Origin of the sequence: Aliivibrio sp. S10_S31 (assembly GCF_014694495.1) — a bacterium.
Taxonomy (GTDB): Bacteria; Pseudomonadota; Gammaproteobacteria; order Enterobacterales; family Vibrionaceae; genus Aliivibrio; species Aliivibrio fischeri.
In genome coordinates, this window is record NZ_JAAUWR010000057.1 from 1 (window position 1) to 1,842 (window position 1,842).

Genomic DNA, 1,842 nt, shown 5'->3' on the forward strand with positions numbered 1-1,842 from the left:
TCTAACCCCATCAATTAACCTTCAAGCACCGGGCAGGCGTCACACCGTATACGTCATCTTACGATTTAGCACAGTGCTATGTTTTTAATAAACAGTTGCAGCCACCTGGTATCTGCGACTCCCGGCAGCTTAGAGAGCAAGTCTCATCACCGCTAGGAGCGTACCTTCTCCCGAAGTTACGGTACCATTTTGCCTAGTTCCTTCACCCGAGTTCTCTCAAGCGCCTTAGTATTCTCTACTCGACCACCTGTGTCGGTTTGGGGTACGATTCCTTACAATCTGAAGCTTAGAGGCTTTTCCTGGAAGCATGGCATCAATGGCTTCACTACCGTAGTAGCTCGACATCGTATCTCAGCCTAGTGTATTCCCGGATTTGCCTAAGAATACAGCCTACATACTTGAACTTGGACGACCGTCGCCAAGCCCACCTAGCCTTCTCCGTCCCCCCATCGCAATTGTAAGAAGTACGGGAATATTAACCCGTTTCCCATCGACTACGCCTTTCGGCCTCGCCTTAGGGGTCGACTTACCCTGCCCCGATTAACGTTGGACAGGAACCCTTGGTCTTCCGGCGAGCGGGTTTTTCACCCGCTTTATCGTTACTCATGTCAGCATTCGCACTTCTGATACGTCCAGCACGCTTTACAACGCACCTTCAACCGCTTACAGAACGCTCCCCTACCCAATACAGTAAACTGTATTGCCGCAGCTTCGGTGTATAGTTTAGCCCCGTTACATCTTCCGCGCAGGCCGACTCGACCAGTGAGCTATTACGCTTTCTTTAAATGATGGCTGCTTCTAAGCCAACATCCTGGCTGTCTGAGCCTTCCCACATCGTTTCCCACTTAACTATAACTTTGGGACCTTAGCTGGCGGTCTGGGTTGTTTCCCTCTCCACGACGGACGTTAGCACCCGCCGTGTGTCTCCCGGATAGTACTTACTGGTATTCGGAGTTTGCAAAGGGTTGGTAAGTCGGGATGACCCCCTAGCCTTAACAGTGCTCTACCCCCAGTAGTATTCGTCCGAGGCTCTACCTAAATAGATTTCGGGGAGAACCAGCTATCTCCAGGTTTGATTGGCCTTTCACCCCTAGCCACAAGTCATCCGCTAATTTTTCAACATTAGTCGGTTCGGTCCTCCAATTGATGTTACTCAATCTTCAACCTGCCCATGGCTAGATCACCTGGTTTCGGGTCTATATCCAGAGACTGAACGCCCAGTTAAGACTCGGTTTCCCTACGGCTCCCCTAAACGGTTAACCTTGCCACTGAATATAAGTCGCTGACCCATTATACAAAAGGTACGCAGTCACACCACGAAGGTGCTCCTACTGCTTGTACGTACACGGTTTCAGGTTCTATTTCACTCCCCTCACAGGGGTTCTTTTCGCCTTTCCCTCACGGTACTGGTTCACTATCGGTCAGTCAGTAGTATTTAGCCTTGGAGGATGGTCCCCCCATATTCAGACAGGATATCACGTGTCCCGCCTTACTCGTTTTCACTGATGATGAGATGTCGGTTACGGGGCTATCACCCTGTATCGCGGCACTTTCCAGAGCCTTCACCTGTCTCATTAAAAGCTTAAGGGCTAACCCAATTTCGCTCGCCGCTACTTTCGGGATCTCGGTTGATTTCTCTTCCTCGGGGTACTTAGATGTTTCAGTTCTCCCGGTTCGCCTCACTACGCTATGTATTCACGTAGTGATACGTGCTTATGCACGTGGGTTTCCCCATTCAGAAATCCCAGACTCAAATGGTTTTTACTACCTAATCTGGGCTTATCGCAAGTTAATACGTCTTTCATCGCCTCTGACTGCCAAGGCATCCACCGTGTACGCTTA

The 1,842-nt window shown here is 50.1% G+C and carries 1 rRNA gene; it reads right to left on the minus strand.

The window, feature by feature from the left end:
- Nucleotides 1–1,842: ribosomal RNA gene (locus HC728_RS19470) — 23S ribosomal RNA — on the minus strand; the annotation flags it as partial.